Annotated in this window: 20 protein-coding genes and 1 tRNA gene; 2 read left to right on the top strand and 19 right to left on the bottom strand. The window is 47.0% G+C overall.

Annotated features, from left to right (window positions below; genetic code table 11):
* Positions 1-13: 13 nt before the first annotated feature.
* The 3 genes from LZT22_RS06375 to uvrC all read right to left on the bottom strand — a co-directional run bounded on the left by LZT22_RS06375 (position 14) and on the right by uvrC (position 2644).
* Positions 14-89, bottom strand: a tRNA-Gly gene (locus LZT22_RS06375).
* Positions 90-133: 44 nt separating this feature from the next.
* Complete coding sequence (gene pgsA, locus LZT22_RS06370; RefSeq protein ID WP_233924232.1) at positions 134-706, bottom strand: CDP-diacylglycerol--glycerol-3-phosphate 3-phosphatidyltransferase; 573 nt, start codon at positions 704-706, stop codon at positions 134-136.
* A gap of 48 nt (positions 707-754) precedes the next feature.
* Positions 755-2644, bottom strand: a complete 1890-nt coding sequence (gene uvrC, locus LZT22_RS06365) for an excinuclease ABC subunit UvrC (RefSeq protein WP_233924231.1) — start codon at positions 2642-2644, stop codon at positions 755-757.
* Between uvrC and earP the strand changes: the two genes are divergently transcribed.
* Both earP and efp read left to right on the top strand, forming a co-directional pair.
* Positions 2643-3698, top strand: coding sequence for an elongation factor P maturation arginine rhamnosyltransferase EarP (gene earP / locus LZT22_RS06360; protein WP_233924230.1), 1056 nt, complete (start codon positions 2643-2645; stop codon positions 3696-3698). The genes uvrC and earP overlap by 2 nt on opposite strands.
* Positions 3699-3778: 80 nt before the next feature.
* Positions 3779-4339 carry an elongation factor P gene (gene efp / locus LZT22_RS06355; protein ID WP_233924229.1) on the top strand — a complete coding sequence of 187 codons (561 nt, stop codon included), beginning with the start codon at positions 3779-3781 and terminating at the stop codon, positions 4337-4339.
* 40 nt (positions 4340-4379) lie between these two features.
* On the opposite strand, the gene nagZ is transcribed toward efp, so the two are convergent.
* The 16 genes from nagZ to rpmF form a co-directional block, all read right to left on the bottom strand.
* Entirely contained in the window at positions 4380-5471 is a 1092-nt protein-coding gene (gene nagZ, locus LZT22_RS06350) for a beta-N-acetylhexosaminidase (protein WP_233924228.1), read from the bottom strand.
* Entirely contained in the window at positions 5468-5863 is a 396-nt protein-coding gene (gene acpS / locus LZT22_RS06345; protein WP_233924227.1) for a holo-ACP synthase, read from the bottom strand. The genes nagZ and acpS overlap by 4 nt, the downstream gene beginning before the upstream one ends.
* Complete coding sequence (locus LZT22_RS06340) at positions 5860-6627, bottom strand: pyridoxine 5'-phosphate synthase (RefSeq protein WP_233924226.1); 768 nt, start codon at positions 6625-6627, stop codon at positions 5860-5862. Before LZT22_RS06340 ends, acpS begins: the two co-directional genes overlap by 4 nt.
* A 30-nt stretch (positions 6628-6657) precedes the next feature.
* Entirely contained in the window at positions 6658-7392 is a 735-nt protein-coding gene (gene recO / locus LZT22_RS06335; protein ID WP_233924225.1) for a DNA repair protein RecO, read from the bottom strand.
* Entirely contained in the window at positions 7393-8379 is a 987-nt protein-coding gene (gene era / locus LZT22_RS06330) for a GTPase Era (protein ID WP_233924224.1), read from the bottom strand. It lies immediately after the preceding gene.
* A 1-nt stretch (position 8380) separates the two neighbouring features.
* Positions 8381-9172, bottom strand: coding sequence for a ribonuclease III (gene rnc / locus LZT22_RS06325; protein ID WP_233924223.1), 792 nt, complete (start codon positions 9170-9172; stop codon positions 8381-8383).
* Between the two features lie 3 nt (positions 9173-9175).
* A complete protein-coding gene (gene lepB, locus LZT22_RS06320) occupies positions 9176-9982 on the bottom strand; it encodes a signal peptidase I (protein WP_233924222.1) in 807 nt (268 codons plus the stop codon).
* Entirely contained in the window at positions 9983-11785 is a 1803-nt protein-coding gene (lepA, locus tag LZT22_RS06315) for a translation elongation factor 4 (RefSeq protein WP_233924221.1), read from the bottom strand.
* Between the two features lie 161 nt (positions 11786-11946).
* Entirely contained in the window at positions 11947-13368 is a 1422-nt protein-coding gene (locus tag LZT22_RS06310) for a DegQ family serine endoprotease (RefSeq protein WP_233924378.1), read from the bottom strand.
* Between the two features lie 137 nt (positions 13369-13505).
* Positions 13506-14753, bottom strand: coding sequence for a beta-ketoacyl-ACP synthase II (gene fabF / locus LZT22_RS06305; RefSeq protein ID WP_233924220.1), 1248 nt, complete (start codon positions 14751-14753; stop codon positions 13506-13508).
* Positions 14754-14767: 14 nt separating this feature from the next.
* The gene (gene acpP, locus LZT22_RS06300) at positions 14768-15010 is read right to left on the bottom strand and encodes an acyl carrier protein (RefSeq protein WP_233924219.1); all 243 of its coding nucleotides are present in this window, start codon (positions 15008-15010) and stop codon (positions 14768-14770) included.
* 102 nt (positions 15011-15112) lie between these two features.
* Positions 15113-15856: a 3-oxoacyl-ACP reductase FabG gene (fabG, locus tag LZT22_RS06295; protein ID WP_233924218.1), complete on the bottom strand. Its 744-nt coding sequence runs from the start codon at positions 15854-15856 to the stop codon at positions 15113-15115.
* Positions 15853-16797: an ACP S-malonyltransferase gene (gene fabD / locus LZT22_RS06290; protein WP_233924217.1), complete on the bottom strand. Its 945-nt coding sequence runs from the start codon at positions 16795-16797 to the stop codon at positions 15853-15855. Before fabD ends, fabG begins: the two co-directional genes overlap by 4 nt.
* Positions 16798-16811: 14 nt before the next feature.
* On the bottom strand, positions 16812-17807 hold the full coding sequence (locus LZT22_RS06285; RefSeq protein WP_233924216.1) for a beta-ketoacyl-ACP synthase III: 996 nt from the start codon (positions 17805-17807) through the stop codon (positions 16812-16814).
* On the bottom strand, positions 17804-18817 hold the full coding sequence (plsX, locus tag LZT22_RS06280; protein ID WP_233924215.1) for a phosphate acyltransferase PlsX: 1014 nt from the start codon (positions 18815-18817) through the stop codon (positions 17804-17806). Before plsX ends, LZT22_RS06285 begins: the two co-directional genes overlap by 4 nt.
* A 92-nt stretch (positions 18818-18909) precedes the next feature.
* A complete protein-coding gene (gene rpmF / locus LZT22_RS06275; protein ID WP_233924214.1) occupies positions 18910-19089 on the bottom strand; it encodes a 50S ribosomal protein L32 in 180 nt (59 codons plus the stop codon).
* Between the last annotated feature and the right edge of the window lie 70 nt (positions 19090-19159).

Here is a 19159-nt window from a genome sequence, read left to right as displayed (position 1 = left end):
TTCCCATCGAACTTGGAGCGGGAAACGAGGCTCGAACTCGCGACCTCAACCTTGGCAAGGTTGCGCTCTACCAACTGAGCTATTCCCGCGTAATAGGGCGCTAGTTTAGCAAATAATCCCTTAACCTGCCTCTTTACTGCTTATCAACCAATTGAGGGAAGGCTTTTTGCAAATAATAAAACATCGACCACAGCGTTAATAGGGCAGCGACCCAAATTAACCAACTCCCTACCCGCGCACAATCAAGCCAGCCAAACAGGGTATCGTTAAGTAGCAAAAAGGGAATAGCCACAAGCTGCGCCCCGGTTTTTAGCTTACCGATGAAATGCACCGCCACGCTCCGTGAAGCTCCGACTTGAGCCATCCATTCGCGTAAGGCCGAGATCGTAATTTCACGCCCAATAATCACCAGCGCAACCCATACCTGCACCCGATCGAGATTTAATAAAACCAACAGTGCTGCCGCCACAATTAATTTGTCGGCTACCGGATCGAGAAAGCCGCCAAAAGCTGATTCTTGACCCCAGCGGCGGGCTAAAAAACCATCTAACCAATCGGTTAATGCGGCTAAGACAAAAAGAATGGTGCCGAGTAGATTTTTTTCAAAAGGAGTAAGCCAACTATTAGGTAAATAGAAAATACCAACAATGATTGGAATTGCACCTACCCGCAACCAAGTTAATGCAATCGGTAAATTAAAAGGCATCCTGCAAGCATAAACTAAACCTTGCCAGGATTTAAAAAACCCTTAAGGTTAATGAAGCTGCCGGTAAATTTGTTCGGCTAAAACCTGTGAGATACCCTCTACTCCAAGTAACTCTTCAATACTGGCATTCGCAACGCCGCGCAAACCCCCAAAACGGGCTAATAATTTTTGCCGCCGCTTGGCACCAATGCCTTCAATTTCCTCAAGCCGCGATACGGTGCGGGTTTTGGCTCGCTTCGCTCGCATTCCTGTAATGGCAAAGCGGTGAGCCTCATCACGAATTTGCGCTAACAACATTAATGCTGCACTATCGACTCCTAAAGCAATCGCGGCGCGATCGTCAGCAAAAATTAAGGTCTCTAAACCGACTTGGCGATTCTCGCCCTTAGCGATGCCAACAATCAAACTAATATCCATACCAAAGTCGACTAGTACTTGGCGAGCCATTTCCACCTGACCTTTACCCCCATCAATCAAAATAACTTGCGGTAATCGTTCGGGTGGAATTTCTTGAAAATTAGCGTAACGACGTTGCAACACTTGGCGCATCGCTGCGTAATCATCACCGGGGGTAATATCCTTAATATTAAAACGCCGATATTCGCTGGCTTGCATGGCATTTTTTGCATACACCACACAAGCTGCTTGAGTTGCCTCACCTGCGGTATGACTAATATCAAAGCACTCAATACGTAACTGCTCTAAATTGTCGACCTCCAAAGCCAAAATATCGGCTAAGGCGCGCGCTTTAGCGAGTTGTCCACCCGCTTCAACTAAACGCTTGGCGATGGCAATTTTTGCATTGCCTTCAGCCATCGCTAACCAATGGCGTCGTTGGCCATGGGGTTGATGCAGAAAATGGATTTTACGACCCGCTCTAGCTTGTAATACCTCTGGTAAATCAAACGCTAATTCAACGTCGCCTTCAGCTTGAGTCAAGTGACTCAAAATAATCGTCGGTGGAATAAAATGACTATCTGAAGCTACGTCTCCATCTAAGTAATGTTGTTGCATAAAAGCTTCTAAAATTTCTGCTGGGGCAGGCAATTCACCAGCCACCGAGCGCAAGGCCTTCGGAAAATACGCGCGGTCGCCTAAGTGACGTCCGCCACGAACCATTGCCAAATTAACGCAGATCATTCCCTCTAATTCGGCTACTGCCAAAATGTCCACATCGCCTTCACCATCGGCAACCGCGTCCATCGATTGTTGTTGCAAGACGCTCGATAAATCGGCAATTCGATCACGTAATACTGCGGCCATTTCAAACTCCATAGCAGCACTATGCGCCTCCATTTCCTTTTCGAGCTCTACCAAAACCTGACTATGGTCGCCCTCTAAAAATCGCATCGCTTGAGTTACATCTTGACCGTATTGCTCTTCACTTAAGCGGCCAACACAGGGCGCACTACAACGATGAATTTGATGGAGTAAACAAGGCCGACTACGATTCTTAAAAACAGAATCTTCACACGTTCTCAAACGAAATACCTTTTGCAAAATTTGGATGCTATTGCGCACCGCCCAGGCATTAGGAAAAGGGCCAAAATACCGATTACGCCGGTCGACCTTGCCGCGATAAGAAGCCAAACGTGGAAAGGAACTGCCACTCAACATGAGATAGGGATAAGACTTATCATCGCGAAACAAAATATTGAACGGCGGCGCCAATTCCTTGATTAAATTATTTTCTAAAATTAAGGCTTCAGACTCGGTCCGAGTTACAGTGGTTTCATAGCGCGCAATTTTTCCCACCATGCGTTCAATCCGCGGTGATAATTGAGTGCGCTGAAAATAACTGGCGACTCGCTTCTTTAGATCGCGGGCTTTCCCGACATACAAAATATGGCCTGCCGCGTCAAAAAAGCGATAGACCCCTGGTAAACCAGGGAGCCGTTTAACATCTTTTTGTAAGGTTTTGAAAAGCGAATCACTCATGCGTTGGGATATTTTCTGTCAAATCGTTGATAACTTTGGAGATGCAGGGGTTTGCTGGCGTCTTGCCCGCAGTTTAGCAATTCGCCACAAGCAAGTTGTTCGTCTTTTTTGTGATGATCTAACTACCCTTAATTTACTCGTTTCCGGTCAACTGCCGATGATGGGGCTCACAATCCATGCGTGGGAGGCAAGCTCTAACCCTCTCCTTAATAACACCTCTGCCCAGATGGCTCCGGATGTGGTGATTGAAGCCTTTGGCTGCGAGCTGCCCCAAGCCTATCTCACGAACCTCGTTATTGCCAACCACCAAGCAGTCTTAATTAATTTGGAATACCTCAGCGCCGAAGCATGGGTTGGTGAATATCATGCCAAAGCCTCTCCCCAGGCACATGGTTTAGCAAAATATTTCTTCTTTCCAGGCTTTCAAGCCAATACCGGGGGCCTACTCATTGATCCGGTTTTGCCAATACCCACTATAGCTGCACCGCCTGCCAGCCTTGCAAGCCTTTGGCAGCAAATGCGCCCGACAGCGCAACGCATTAGTATTTTTTGCTACCCCACAGCGCCCTTGCAGGAATGGCTTAAGAACCTTGCCACGCTAGATGCTGAATACGATGTTTTGCTCACCTTTGACCACGCCTCCTACTTAAATCAAGCGCTAATATTGCCTGAGTCGATGCGCCTGCATTTTTTACCTTTTATTCCGCAAGATGACTATGACTGGCTCCTGCACCAATGCGATTTCAATATCGTGCGCGGTGAGGATTCATTTGTTCGCGCACAACTCGCTGCTAAACCGTTTTTCTGGAACATCTATCCGCAAGACGACTTAGCGCATAAGGTCAAACTTAAGGCATTTCTCGACCTCTATTTAGAAAATGCCTCGCCCGCACTCATTTCAGCTTGCTGGCAAGCCTCTAAATGGGCCTCTCCTACAGTCTGGTGGGCCCTATTACCCGAATGGGAAACCCATGCCAAATTATGGCGTACCAAGTTGCTGGCCGAACAAGCTGATGGCGGCTTGGCAGCCCGTTTATTACGTTTTATCGAGTAATCGCCGCCAAATAGGTAAAATGGTGGGCTTTTGCGTCACCCAATCTCAATTTGTCATTAGGATCATTAGGAACACCCAAGATGAAAACAGCTCAAGAACTCCGCGTTGGTAACGTAGTGATGGTCGGCACCGATGCCATGGTAGTGGTGAAAGCCGAATACAGTCGCTCAGGGCGCAACTCTTCAGTGGTGAAAATGAAATTAAAAAATTTGTTAACAGGCACGCCGAATGAGGGCGTTTATAAAGCTGATGACAAATTCGATGTGGTGATCTTAGATAAAAAAGACTGTACCTATTCCTATTTTGCCGATCCCATGTATGTATTTATGGATGCCGAATATAACCAGTATGAGGTTGAATCTGAATTCATGGGCGATGCATTGCATTACCTCGAAGAAGGCATGCCCTGTGAAGTTGTGTTCTACGAAGGCAAAGCACTCTCGGTAGCAATGCCAAATTCATTGGTTCGCGAGATTATTTATACCGAACCGGCAGTTAAGGGTGATACCAGTTCGGGCAAAGTATTGAAAAACGCCAAATTAGCTACTGGCCATGAATTACAAGTGCCGCTGTTCTGTAACACTGGCGACAAAATAGAAATTGATACCCGTACAGGCGAATATCGTAGTCGCGCTAATTAAACGCCAGATCAATCAGGATTAGTTTAAAAACTGAGTGCGCTTAAATTAGCTGCAGCTGGCTCAGTAACTTTTTCGCCTGGACATATTCTGCCTGCTGCTGCAATTCATCCCAACTGAAGCCCGCAACGCGCGGCATTAGATGACTTAATCGCTGTCTTGAAGACTGCAATTTTGCGCTAGATACCTTTAACTCTGTGAGTAAACGATCTGCTAAATCGGGGCGATTACAAATTAATACTGCATCACAACCTGCTGTTAATGCTAATTGCGCTGCCTTGACCACATCACCTGCCACACTAGCGCCTTCCATGGCTAAATCATCACTAAAAATGACCCCCTGAAAAGCCAATTTCTGGCGCAAAATGGTTTGTAACCAAATTGCGGAAAACCCCGCCGGATGCTGATCGACTTTGGGATAAATTACGTGTGCAGGCATGACAGCCGCTAAACTCAAATGCAACCATTCATAAGGTTTGACATCATCATTCAGGATTTTTTTTAAGGGTCGCTCATCTACGGGTATAGCGACATGGGAATCCGCTTTTGCCCAACCATGCCCAGGAAAGTGCTTTCCGCAATTGGCCATGCCAGCCATTTGCAATCCCGCATTTAAGCTTTTAGCTAAAGCAAACACAATTTGTGGATCTCGCGAAAAAGAACGATCGCCAATCACTCCACTACGTTGAAAATCTAAATCTAACACTGGTGTAAAACTAAAATCAACTCCACACGCACGTAACTCTGCAGCTAAAACATATCCACAGGCAGTAGCAGTTTGCATGGCCCGGATTGCTGCAGTTGCAGGATAGTTTGTGGCTTTCACAGCTTTCCCATCAGCGAACCACATTTCACCCAAACGACCCATTGCAGGTAAATGCGTAAAGCCATCTTTTTTACAACGCTGCACTCGACCACCCTCATGATCAATCGAGATCAGCACATCGGGGCGCAAAGCCTTAATACTCGCAGTCAACTTAGTTAGTTGAGCCCGATTGGTAAAGTTTCTACCAAATAAAATCACGCCTCCTGTTAAGGGATGCAAAATACGCTGGCGATCTGTCGCAGTCAAACTAAGGCCAAGAACATCTAAGGTAATCGGTCCTGGCGCAATTTGTGGAGCTATTTTTTTCATGCTTGAGTACTCACAATGACAAAAGCAATGACCATATCTTGCTCATCGCTAACAGTCACTTGAGCATGCCAATCACGCTCTGCCATCCAATGCGCTAGCACACCGGTGTAATGGAGTATGGGCTTACCGCTCGCTTCATTCAATGTTTCAACCGAACGCCAGCTCATGGGTGTATGCATACCAAGGCCAATGGCTTTTGAAAATGCCTCTTTTGCGGCAAAACGGGTTGCCAAATAGGCCATGCCACGGCGATGATTGCGAGCCAAACGTTGACTAAACACCATCAGCTCTTGTTCACCTAAAATACGCTTCGCTAGACGACCCTGTGTACCCTCATATGCCGCAACCAAACGGGGTAATTGCAAAATATCAGTGCCAATGCCGATAATCATCTTTTATCAGCTCCACTGCGCGCATTGAGCATGATTTTTTTCATTGCCGTAATGGCTGGTTGCCAACCCTTAAATATAGCCTCTGCCACAATGGCATGACCAATGTTGAGTTCAGAAAGTTCACTAATTTGAGCAATTGGCGCCACATTACCTTCATGTAAGCCATGTCCTGCATTTACCCGCAAGCCTAAGCTTTTAGCTAAGCGGGCTCCCACAACTAAGCGCTGTAACTCTGCTGCTTGCGCTGCACCTTCTGTATCGGCATAGCGACCCGTATGTAACTCGACGACGGTAGCGCCAAGCTGTTGCGCTGCTTCTATCTGGGACAAAGTCGGATCAATAAATAAGGATACCCGTATGCCTGCAGCTTGTAATAGCTGTACCGCTGCTTGCACTTCTGCCTTCTGTTTGAGCACATCAAGCCCGCCCTCAGTTGTCACTTCGCTACGTCGTTCGGGCACTAAGCAAACATCATGGGGCTTGACTCGGCAAGCAATGGCGAGCATTTCTGGGGTGACCGCACACTCTAAATTCATACGGGTAGTGATTAAGGGTCGCAGAGCAAACAAATCAGCATCTTTAATATGGCGTCGATCTTCACGTAAATGCAAAGTAATTAAATCAGCTCCTGCTGCTTCAGCTTCGAGCGCGGCACGAAGAGGATCGGGATACAGGGTACCGCGAGCATTACGTAAAGTCGCTACGTGATCAATATTGACACCTAACTCAAGTGTCGAGTGATTAGTCTGTACAGAGAGGCTCATAGGGCAAGGTTAACTGATTTATAAAATGATTTAGATTTTTTTGAGATCAATCAAAATTTGTCGAGTTGTTAAGACTTGGTCTTGTAAATGCAAGCCCAGCAAAAACCGCATGAGCTGCTTACTTTCGGTGAGCGTCTCCGCTCCTGCATAATCACCCACCGCAATCTGCGCCAAAGTATCGCCACTTAATACCGGCCAGTGTCCAGGATCATCGGCTTGCCAAGGGCGAATACCACGCTCAGGTTGATAAACATATTGTTTACCAGTTTCGGGAACGGTATTCGTTTCAACGCAACGGTCTAAAGCAGCAGCATAGCCAGTTTCTTGCAAGAGACTTAACTCAAATGGTCGCAAGATTTGCTCAATACCTAAACGCGCCTGCTCTAACTCTGCCAGGGCAAGAATGGTTTGGGCATAACGATCGTAAAGCTTTTCGTAAGCATCTTCGCGGGCTAAAAACTTCACCAACAGTTCGTTGAGATAAAAACCACATAGCAAGGCATCGCCTACTAATGAGGGCGTACCCCCCACCCACTCAGATTTAGTGAGGGTGCGTAATTCAGAACGACCGCTCCAAGAGACTAATAGGGGCTGAAAGCGCTGTAATACCGGGCGTAATACCGAATGAGGACGTTTCGCTCCCTTCGCAATTAAGGCCATCCGCCCATGTTGACGAGTAAAAACATCAAGAATTAAGCTGGTTTCTTTATAGGGAATACTATGCAGTACAAAAGCGGGCTCATCGATGATTCGAATTGAAGCCATTTATTCCAAGCCCTGTGCTCGCAATTCAGCATGATCCTCGGCCCAACCCCGCTTCACCTTAACCCAGGTTTCTAAAAACACTTTACCGTCAAAGAGTTTTTCCATATCGATACGGGCTTCAGTTGAAATTTTCTTTAAGCGCTCACCCTTCTCGCCAATAATCATTGGCTTATGGCTGTCCCGATTAACCAAAATAGTCGCCGCAATACGGCGCATCCGACCATCCATTTTAAATTGATCGATGATCACCGAACTGGCATAAGGCAACTCTTCACCAGTGTAACGAAAAACCTTCTCACGCAAAATCTCGGCCGCTAAAAATCGTTCGCTGCGATCGGTTAATGTTTCTGGATCATACTGAGCCTCACCAAGAGGTAAATAATTTTCCAAAAGATCAAGCAGTCGCTTAACATCATCGGGATTTTTACCGCTCATGGGTACAATCTCAGCAAACTGCTGCGTTTGGTCAGGTCGACCGCCCAGCTCATTCCATGGCAAACCCATTTGTTTCATAAAATCGAGTAAGACTAAATCGCGCTCGCCAGGAGTTTGAAAGCGCCGAGAAAATAAATCCAGCTTATTAAGTACTAAAATAATCGGTAAGTCAGGTGGCAAAAGCTGCAATACTTTGACATCATCGGCCCCAAAGTATCCGGCCTCAACTACAAAACAAGCCACATTAACTCCCTGCAAAGCGCTGGTAACCGTACGATTCAGCGCCTTATTGAGGGTGTTCATTAATCGGGTTTGGAAGCCTGGAGTGTCGATAAAAATAAATTGTGCTTGGGGGCGAGTTTGAATCCCTAAAATACGATGGCGTGTGGTTTGCGCTTTACGCGAGGTAATGCTAATTTTCTGCCCCACTAAAGCATTTAACAGCGTCGACTTACCCATATTGGGTCTACCCACAATTGCAATGGTGCCGCAGCGAAACACACCATCAGCAAGCGTCTCTAGGGATACATCTGCTCCACCTTCAATTGTCATATTAGCCTTTTAGCTTCAGCTTCAACTGTTCATCGGTGGAGGCCGATTTGGCCGCTTTTTTCTTTGCCGAGCGGGTTTTCTTGGGTTTGCGAGTTTCTTGGGGCAGCGCTTTTTGTAAGGCACTTAAGGCTAACTTAGCTGCCGCTTGTTCAGCGGCACGGCGCGATGCCCCACCACCCTTTACTTGAATTTTTAAGCTCGCAATCACGCACTCGACTTCAAATTGCTGGCTATGCGCAGCCCCAGTTGTGCCGGTAACGTTATAGGCTGGCAAAGGCATTTGAAAACCCTGCAAATATTCTTGTAAAAGCGTTTTGTCGTCTTTACCCAGAGTTTTTGGATCAACATGCGCCAAGATCGTAGAATACAATTTATTTAAGCTTGCGCGTGCCGCATCAAATCCGCCATCAATAAAAATAGCACCAGTTACCGCCTCTAAGGTGTCAGCCAAAATAGAAGGTCGATGAAAACCACCACTTTTTAACTCGCCCTCTCCTAGGCGCAAATAATCGGAGAGCGATAACGATTGTGCAATTTCATACAACGCCTGCTGCTTTACCAAATTTGCCCGCACCCGCGACAAGTCGCCTTCATCTAAATCAGAATAACGTTCATATAACATTTCGGCAACGACACAATTCAAGACTGAGTCGCCTAAGAACTCTAAGCGTTCATTATTTTTTTTACTATGGCTGCGATGAGTAAGCGCTTGGTTTAGCAGCTCAGGTTTTTTAAAGCTATAGCCCAAACGCTCTTGCAGGGGTCCGTGGTCGATCACAGCGCGAGCGTTCATAGCTTACTCAAATCTGCCGATACGGCTTAAGGAACCTAAGTTAAGCCACACAAAAAAAGCTCGCCCAACAATATTTTGATCGGGGACAAAACCCCAGAAGCGCGAATCAGCACTGTTATCACGATTATCACCCATGGCAAAATAATGTCCAGCCGGTACTTTACAAGTCATACCAGAGCTTTGATATTGGCAATGCTCAATTCCTGGAAATTTTTCAGGCTGAAAAACACCCGTAGTGCGTTCGGGATCATTTAAAATTTTATGCACTACTCCACCTAAATTTGCTGGGTAGGTTTCGGTAAACTCTTTTTCATAGCGCATGTTTTCTGGATCTAAATAGGGTGCTCCGCCGCTATAGAGCAAAGGTTCGCCGTTAATAATTAAACGCTTATTTTGGTATTCGATGACATCACCTGGAATCGCTACCACCCGTTTAATGTAATCAACCGATTCATCACGGGGATAACGAAATACCACCACATCACCTCGTTTGGGAGTACCAAGCTCGACTACTTTGCGATTAATCACCGGCAAACGAATGCCATAGGTAAACTTATTGACCAAAATAAAGTCGCCAATTTGTAAGGTTGGAATCATTGATCCCGATGGAATTTTGAAAGGTTCAAATAAAAAAGAACGCAGAAAAAATACTGCACAAATAACCGGGAAAAAACTCGCTGAATACTCTACCCATAGTGGCACACGCTGGTCGCCTGCAGCAATACGGCGTGGGGCAAAATAAAAGCGATTAGCGACCCATGCAATACCTGTGGCGATAACTAAAATAAAAAGAATTAAAGCAAAATTCATTTATTCCACCTGCAAAATAGCTAAAAAGGCTTCTTGCGGAATTTCTACATTGCCAACTTGTTTCATCCGTTTTTTACCTTCTTTTTGTTTTTCCAACAGTTTACGTTTACGCGAAATATCGCCGCCGTAACATTTTGCTAATACATTCTTACGCAACGCTTTGACGTTTTCACGCGCCACAATATTGCTACCAATTGCCGCTTGAATCGCTACATCAAACATCTGCCGCGGAATAATGCCGCGCATTTTTGCCACTACGTCACGCCCACGTAATTGGCTATTACTCCGATGCACAATAACGGATAGCGCATCAACCTTATCCCCATTAATTAAAATATCGACTTTCACCACATCGGCAGCGCGGTATTCCTTAAATTCATAATCCATCGATGCGTAACCACGTGAGACAGACTTCAAACGATCGAAAAAATCGAGCACAATTTCTGCCATGGGTATTTCATAAGTTAACTGCACTTGGCGACCCAAATAATTCATATTGGTTTGCACGCCACGCTTACCCGTGCATAGAGTAATAACCGAGCCTACATATTCTTGTGGCATATATAAATTGACTGTCACAATTGGCTCTAGAATCGCCTCGATCTTACTTGGGTCCGGCATTTTCGATGGGTTATCAACGGTGAGCATGCTGCCGTCTCTTTGCTGCACTTGATATACCACAGTGGGTGCCGTGGTAATCAGGTTCATGCCGTACTGCCGTTCTAAGCGCTCCTGCACAATTTCCATGTGCAGTAAACCCAAAAAGCCGCAACGGAAACCGAAACCCAAGGCTTGCGAAACTTCGGGCTCATAAAGTAGGGACGCATCATTGAGCTTAAGCTTTTCTAATGACTCGCGCAGCACATCGTACTCGTTAGCTTCAACTGGGTATAGCCCAGCGAAGACTTGCGACTTCACCTCCTTAAAACCAGGTAGCGCTGAAGTAGCTGAGATGCGGCCTTGTTGTCCTGGTGCGTGGGTTGCTGTATCGCCTACTTTGGCCGCTTTTAATTCTTTAATGCCCGCAATGATGAAGCCTACCTGGCCAGCGCTTAGTGAGGGTCGATCGACTGATTTAGGGCTAAATACTCCAACATGCTCGACTAAATGCGTTGAGCCGTTGGCCATCAGCAGAATTTTATCTTTGGGTTTTAGCGTGCCATTCACCACCCTTACTAAAATAACCACACCCACATAGTTGTCGAACCATGAGTCAATAATCAGCGCCTGCAATGGCGCGCTAGCATCGCCCTTTGGCGGCGGTACCCGCCGAATCATTTCTTCCAATATTTCGGGCACACCTAGACCTGTTTTAGCTGAGCAAGTTAAAGCCTCTGTAGCATCGATACCAATGACATCTTCGATTTCTTGTTTGGCGCGCTCTGGATCTGCTTGCGGTAAATCAATTTTATTTAATACCGGCACAACCTCGACCCCAAGCTCGATTGCGGTATAGCAATTTGCCACTGTTTGCGCTTCTACGCCTTGGCTAGCATCAACCACTAGTAATGCACCCTCGCAAGCGGATAGCGAACGACTTACTTCATATGAAAAATCAACGTGTCCAGGGGTATCAATTAAATTGAGGTTATAAAACTTGCCGTCTTTGGCTTGATAACTTAGAGCGGCCGTTTGCGCTTTAATCGTTATCCCACGTTCGCGCTCAATATCCATTGAATCAAGCACTTGTGATTCCATTTCACGATCGGAAAGGCCGCCGCACAATTGAATGATTCGATCGGCCAAAGTCGACTTGCCATGATCGATATGGGCGATGATTGAGAAATTACGGATTAAATCCATTGCGCTTTATGAAGTCCATCAGAAAACGCCTTGCTGCAACACAGCAAAATGATGCGCTGCAAAAAGCCGTCTTACCCGCATTGTAATGGTTGCACAGAAACCCTACTTTGCAGGGCTTAGTGGATCACCCCAAAAGCAGAAAAACCGGCTTTTAGGGTGATTTAGGGCTTGTTTGGGCGTATTGGTAAAACTAAAGTGCTATCTGCGCGACGCACAAAAACAGCCGCCGGACGATTGAGATCTAAGCCCTTGGCAACGGTTTCAAATTGCCTAACTCCAGTTATATCTACATCGCCAATGCGCACAATGACATCGCCCACGCGCACGCCGGAACGTGCCATCGGGCCATCATTAATAGCAGTAACCTCAACACCATTCTTGATGCCTAAGCTTTGTTTTTTGGCATCAGTCAGCTCTGCGACTGCAACCCCAAATGCGGAATTCAAGGCACCGCTTTGCGGGGTTGAACTCTCGGCTTTTTTGCTTGCTACCTTTTCACTCGGCTCGGCATCGGCTACTACGACAGATAAATCTTTGATAGCACCCTTACGCCAAACTTGTACTGTTGCGCGCGTACCAGGTTTAGTCTGACCTACTTGGCGCGGTAAATCAGTTGATTTCTGAATCTCCAGACCATTGAAATTCAAGATCACATCGCCTGCCTCAATGCCACCAAGCGCTGCAGGCGCACCCGGCTCAACATTACGTACATAGGCACCACGCGGCTTGCCAAGACCCAAACTTTCAGCAGTCTCTTTAGTAATATCGCCAATCGAGACCCCAATTCGCCCGCGGACCAATTTGCCGTTCGCCCTTAACTGATCAGCTACTCGCATTGCCTCATCAATGGGTATGGCAAAAGAAATTCCCATATAACCACCAGAGCGACTAAAAATTTGCGAGTTAATGCCAATCACTTGTCCAGCGGTATTGAGCAAAGGCCCCCCAGAATTACCAGGGTTCACTGCCACATCAGTTTGAATAAAAGGTAAGTAATCGCCAGTATCACGGCTTTTTGCTGAAACAATTCCAGCCGTAACAGTATTTTCTAGGCCAAAAGGTGAGCCAATTGCTAAAACCCACTCGCCAACCCGTACCTTAGAAGAATCGCCCAGCGGTAACTTAGGTAAGCCGCTAGCCTCAATTTTAATAAGCGCGACATCGGTACGCTTATCAGCGCCCAATAATTTTGCTTTTAATTCTCGCTTATCAGTTAAGGTGACATAAATAGTTTCTGCACCTTCAATGACGTGAGCATTAGTCAAAATATAACCATTAGCATCAATAATAAAACCCGAGCCTACGCCACGGTCATTCTCCTGTGGCGGTCCTGGACGATTAGGGCCTGGATTAGGAGCTTGGTTAGGCGCCTTAGGCGAACCAGGTATGCCCGGAATATTGGGGAAAGGAATCCCAAAAAAACGCCGAAAGAACTCCTGCTGCTCATCTGTGCCGCCCTGGCCATTGGCACCAGCTTGTTGCACAGCCACTTTTTCTGTCGTACGAATATTTACGACCGCAGGGCTGGCTTTTTCGACTAAATCGGCAAAATCGGGAATTGCTACACGGGGGGGTTGCGCCATAACAAGCGGCGCAACAGGCAATTGCACAATGCCAACAAAAGCAATAACACTAAGGGTATGAAGCAATATTTTTTTCATTTGGATCAACTTGAAAGCGAGTTTCGGTGAGAACCCCGTAAAACAAAGATAACTGTATATCAGGGCAACTTACCAAAAATCAAGGTGCCGTTAGTACCCCCAAAGCCAAAATTGTTTTTCACAGCATAGTCAATGGGCAGATCGCGTGCGGTATTGGCGCAGAAGTCCAAGTCACACTCAGGGTCTTGGTTGAAAATATTAATCGTCGGCGGTGATTTTTGATGGTGTAAGGCTAAAACAGTAAAAACTGCCTCTAAACCGCCTGCCCCGCCTAGTAAATGACCCGTCATCGACTTGGTAGAGTTAATGACGACCTTTTTGGCATGATCACCTAAGGCTGCTTTAATGGCTTCAGTTTCATTTTTATCCCCTAAAGGGGTAGAAGTTCCGTGCGCATTAATGTAATTAATTTGCTCAGGGTTTAAACCTGCATCGCGCAAAGCATTCAACATGCAGCGGCGGGGACCATCCATATTAGGGGCCGTCATATGATAAGCATCGCCGCTCATTCCAAAACCCACTAACTCACAATAAATCTTGGCGCCGCGCGCACGGGCCTGCTCATATTCCTCTAAGACCATGACGCCCGCGCCTTCGCCCAGCACAAAGCCATCGCGATCCTTATCCCAGGGGCGGGAAGCGGTAGTGGGGTCATCATTACGAGTTGAAAGCGCGCGGGCCGCAGCAAAACCACCAACGCCTAAAGCAGAAATAGTCGACTCGGCACCCCCAGCAAGCATGACATCGGCATCGCCCGATTGAATTAAACGGGCCGCCAAACCAATGCTGTGTAGGCCGGTAGTACAGGCCGTTGCCGCTGCAATATTGGGTCCTTTTAAATTAAATAAAATACTTAAATGCCCTGAAATCATATTAATGATTGAGCCCGGCACAAAGAAGGGGGAAATCCGCCGCGGACCTCGTTCTAAAAGCTCGACACCGGTATTTTCAATCATCGGTAGGCCGCCGATTCCTGACCCAACCATGACGCCAATGCGCTCCGCATTCGCCTCACTTACTTCAATACCACTATCACGCAGTGCTTGGGTTCCCGCGGCAATACCATAGTGGATGAAATGATCCATATGGCGCGCCTCTTTAGCTGAGACATACTCTTCAATATTAAAGTCTTTAACCTCGCCAGCAAAGTGAACGCTTAGCGGGGTATGATCAAACTTGGTAATCGTCGCAATACCAGATTTACCAGCAAGTACATTTGACCAAGCCGTCGCGACAGAATTTCCAACTGGAGAAATAAGACCTAAGCCGGTAACTACGACCCGGCGTTGGTGTTTTAAAGCAGACACAGCGAGTCCAAATATTAGCCCTGTGATGCTTTAGATTTTGCGAAATCAATCGCAAGCTGAACAGTGGTAATTTTTTCAGCCTCTTCATCTGGAATTTCAATTCCAAACTCATCTTCTAAAGCCATTACCAACTCTACCGTATCAAGCGAATCAGCGCCGAGGTCATTCACAAAAGAAGATTCATTCTTAATATCTGCTTCTGGTACGCCTAACTGCTCAGCAACAATTTTCTTAACACGTTGTTCGATGTTGTCCATCAAGTCCCCCTAGGGTAGTAAAAAACGATTTAGGGATTTTATCAGTTTGGCAAAGTCACCCTCAGATTACTGCGCCAGACTCCTAAAACCCCATTCCATAAATCAGGCTAAATACAGGCCCCCATTGACGTGGAGGGTATTTCCCGTAATATAGCCCGCTGCTCCTGAAGCCAAAAAGACCACTGCCTGCGCCACATCTTCTGGGCTCCCTAAACGGGCCAAGGGAATGTTCGCTTTGAGGGCATTTTGTTGCTCTTCACTTAAGGCGCGGGTCATATCAGTATCGATAAACCCTGGAGCGACGCAATTCACGGTAATGTTGCGACTGCCAATTTCCCGCGCCAAAGCCCGAGTCATTCCCGCAACCCCCGCTTTTGCAGCAGCATAATTCACCTGTCCGGGGTTGCCCATGTGGCCGACGATCGAGGTGATATTAATAATGCGCCCAAAGCGGGCTTTCATCATCGGCCGCAAAACTGCCTGCGAAAGTCGAAAGACTGCGCTTAAGTTGGTATCAATCACATCTGCCCACTCCGTGGTTTTCATCCGCATCGACAGTTGATCGCGGGTAATGCCAGCGTTATTGACCAAAATATGAATGCCGCCAAATTCTTTGCACATGGCCTCAATTATTTGCTCACTTGCCGCAGCCTCATTCACATTCAGAATTTCGCCCCGCCCACCAAAAGCCTGTAAGCGTTCTGTAATAGCCAATGCACCAGCGGCTGAGGTGGCAGTGCCAATAACTGTCGCGCCCGACTGTGCAAGCGCTTCGGCAATCGCCGCACCAATGCCACGGGAAGCACCAGTAACTAAGGCAATTTGTTTGCTTAGATCAATTTTCATGTGACTTGTCCTAAAGCTGACTTCACTTCATTGAAGCTCGCATCATCAAATAATGCGAAGCCTTGTAATTGCGCATCGATGCGCTTGGTTAAACCTGCCAACACTTTGCCTGGTCCACATTCAATCACCTGAGTAATGCCTTGTGCGGCCATCGCTTGAATAATTTCTTGCCAACGTACGGGTTTAGCAGCCTGCCTTACTAGGGCATCTTTAATAGCCTGCGGATCACTCAAGATACTGACATCAACATTATTAATCAAGGGAATCGAAGGCGGATGAAAGGTGACATTTTCTAAATAAATCGCCAGTTTTTCAGAGGCTGCTTGCAATAAAGAGGAATGAAACGGGGCTGATACCGATAAGGGTAAAGCCCGTTTAGCGCCAGCTGCTTTTAATAACTCGCAGGCTTTGCTGACTGCTGCATTGGCGCCTGCTATGACCACCTGACCAGGGGCATTGAAATTGACCGCCTCAACTACTTCATTCGTCAAGGTGCTCGCCTCAGCACATACTGCTTGCACTTGGGCGCCGTCTAAACCCAAAATCGCTGCCATGGTTCCTGTGCCTAAGGGCACTGCGGTTTGCATCGCCTCTGCACGAAATCTAACGAGTGGCACGGCATCTTGAAACGAAATGACATCTGCGGCAACTAAAGCTGAATATTCGCCCAAGCTATGGCCAGCAACAAAAGTCGGTTTTGCACCACCACTTGCCAACCAAGCACGATAACAAGCAATACCTGCTACCAACATCACTGGTTGCGTATTGGTTGTGAGTGCGAGGGCTTCTGCTGGTCCAGCAGCAATTAATTGCGTGAGATCTTCGCCTAGGGCGAGTGATGCTTCGGCCAAGGTAGCCTGCACTTCGGGACGAGCGGCAAGCGAGTTCAGCATACCCACAGATTGCGAACCCTGTCCTGGAAAAACGAATGCAAATGTCATGAGAAAAAACCTGTTTAATATTTTAGAGCGACTGCGCCCCAAGCAAATCCGCCGCCAACGCCCTCTAACAAGAGATGTTGACCACGCTGAATTTGACCATTGCGGATACCAAAGTCTAAAGCCAATGGAATTGAAGCAGCAGACGTATTGCCATGCTCGGCCACAGTCACAATTACCTTATCCATTGAGAGTCCCAATTTGCGCGCCGTACCTTCCATAATACGAATATTAGCCTGATGAGGAACCAGCCAATCAATTTGTGTTGGCTGTAATTGTGCGCGCTCTAAAGCTTCAAGCGCAACCTGCTCTAAGGCCTTCACAGCAAATTTGAAAACAGCTGGGCCGTCCATCGTTAAGAATGGGGTGCCCTCAATGCCACCGGCAATTGCACGACCTGGTACACACAAAATGGCGCGTTGCCTGCCGTCAGCATGTAACGCTGCAGCCAAAATACCGGGTTCATCTGCGGCCTCAAGCACCACTGCACCTGCACCATCACCAAATAAAACGCAGGTTGTGCGATCATTAAAATCTAAGATACGGGAAAAAATTTCAGCCCCAATAACTAAAACTTTGCGGTATGTACCTGCGCGAATAAATGCATCGGCAATGGCGAGTGCATAGGTAAAGCCAGCACACACTGCCTGCACATCAAACGCCGCACCGCCATTGTGAATACCTAGCTTGTCTTGAATCACGCAAGCGGTACTGGGAAAGCCGCCCAAATGATCTGGAGTTGAGCTGGCCAAAATAATTAACTCAATTTGATCGGCACGAAGATTGGCGTCGTGCAATGCAGCCTGTGCGGCCAACATACCTAAGTCACTGGTTAATTCATTGTCAGCGGCAAAATGACGCGCTGAAATACCGCTACGCGTTTGAATCCACTCATCACTTGTCTCTATGCCCACTTGCGCTAAACGCGCTGCTAAATCATCGTTACTTAATCGTTGTGCAGGCAAATAACTGCCTGTTCCAGCAATGCGTGAATAAAGAGACCTTGAAGTCATGGCCTCACCTCTGCACTAAAAGCTTCAGCGATGCGTTCAACCATGCGATTCTTGCCAGCTTCATAAGCACGCTCCAGAGCGGCGGTAAAAGCTAGGCGATCGGCAGAGCCATGACTCTTAATCACACAACCGCGCAAACCAAGCAGCACAGCGCCGTTATAGCGCCGATGATCAACCCGATTTTTGACACGAACTAAAGGCAACATGGCACATAAGGCCATGAGCTTAGTTAGCCAAGAGCGATTAAATTCCGTACGAATCATCCCAGTCATCATTTTTGCCAGACCTTCGCTCGCCTTTAAAACAACATTACCCACAAAGCCATCGCAGACCACAATATCGACGGTGCCCTTAAAAATATCGTTTCCTTCGACATTACCAAAAAAATTTAATTGGCTATTACGTAATAATTCACCGGCTTCCTTCACGACTTCATTACCCTTAATGACTTCTTCGCCGATGTTCAGCAGGCCAATCGATGGTGAAGGCTTGCCATCAACAACTCGCAACATCACATCCGCCATTTGCGCAAACTGTAACAAATTCACCGGCAGACAATCGGCATTAGCGCCCAAATCGAGCACGGTAGTACTCGTACCCAATTCATTCGGAATTGCGGTGGCAATTGCTGGGCGATCAATGCCATCGAGCGTTTTCAATAGATAACGCGAAATCGCCATCAAAGCGCCAGTGTTACCAGAAGAAATAATTGCTTCGGCCTTTCCTGTTTTGACTTGATCAATGGCTAGACGCATCGAAGAATTTTTCTTGCGTCGCAACGCAACCTCAATTGAATCATCCATGAGCACGACTTCGTTGGCAGCAATAATCTCAATGCGCTTCAGCAATTCAGGCGCTGCCTTAGCTAACAATTGCGTCAGTAACTGTGAGTCACCCACTAACTGAATATGAGCGTCGGCGTGAACTTGGAGAAAATCAAGGGACGCAGGTACCGTGACTGCTAAACCCTGATCTCCGCCCATTGCATCTACTGCAAGCCTGACGTTCATCAGAGAATTCATGGGCGCTGGGGTTGCCAAATTTGCTGAGCCAAGAAAAAAGCGGCCAATTTAAAGCCGCTTCGATTGATTAAATGAAAAAATTAATCGTTCTTTGTTTTCACGACTTTCCGACCACGGTAAAAACCGTTGGGGGAAATGTGATGACGTAAATGCGTTTCGCCGGTGGTTGCTTCAACTGCCAATGCACCCACGGTCAAAGAATCATGGGCGCGGTGCATGCCACGCTTAGAGGGGGATTTTTTATTCTGCTGAACGGCCATATTGGACTCCTAAACAAGGGGGCATTCTAGCATAAAAATGCCTCTAAATACGGGATTCTAGGCATTGATG

Origin of the sequence: Polynucleobacter sp. IMCC 29146 (assembly GCF_021395195.1) — a bacterium.
Classification (GTDB): Bacteria; Pseudomonadota; Gammaproteobacteria; order Burkholderiales; family Burkholderiaceae; genus Polynucleobacter.
Note: the sequence above shows the minus strand (reverse complement) of the source record. Positions and strands in the feature narration are given on the sequence as shown.